The following is a 453-nucleotide window of genomic DNA, read 5'->3' as shown; positions in this document are numbered from 1 at the left end:
GCCTGGTCTCGCGGCTGCTCGCGCTGGGCGTGGACGCGGTGCTGGTCGGCACGGCGGTCGCGGTGGTGGGAGCGGGCGGCCCGGCCCTGTGGCACACGCTGACCGGCGAGGTTCCGGAGTGGCTGCGGCTGTGCGCGAGCGTGGTCGCGGGCGCCGTGCCGGTGCTCTACTTCTGGCTCGCCTGGTGGCTGCTCGGACGCAGCCTCGGCGGCCTGCTGCTCGGCTCCGTCGTGCTGCGCGCCGACTACCGGCGGATGCGCGTGCTGCACGCGGCGGCCCGGGCGTTCCTCGGACTGCTCTTCGCCCCGGTCTGGCTCGCCGGGATGCTGCTGATCCTGGTCGAACCGCGCCGCCGGGCCCTGCACGACGTGCTGCTCGGCACCGTCGTCGTGCGCCCCGTCCACGACCCCGTCGACCATCCGCCGCTCGCCGTCGACCGCGCCGCCCCGTCCC

General features: G+C 76.6%; 1 protein-coding gene. It reads left to right on the top strand.

The window, feature by feature from the left end:
- The coding region (locus KDL01_RS41975; protein WP_212534277.1) for an RDD family protein at positions 1 to 453 on the top strand (453 nt) is incomplete at both ends.

This window comes from Actinospica durhamensis (assembly GCF_018139695.1).
GTDB classification, from domain to species: Bacteria; Actinomycetota; Actinomycetes; order Streptomycetales; family Catenulisporaceae; genus Actinospica; species Actinospica durhamensis.
Note: the sequence above shows the minus strand (reverse complement) of the source record. Positions and strands in the feature narration are given on the sequence as shown.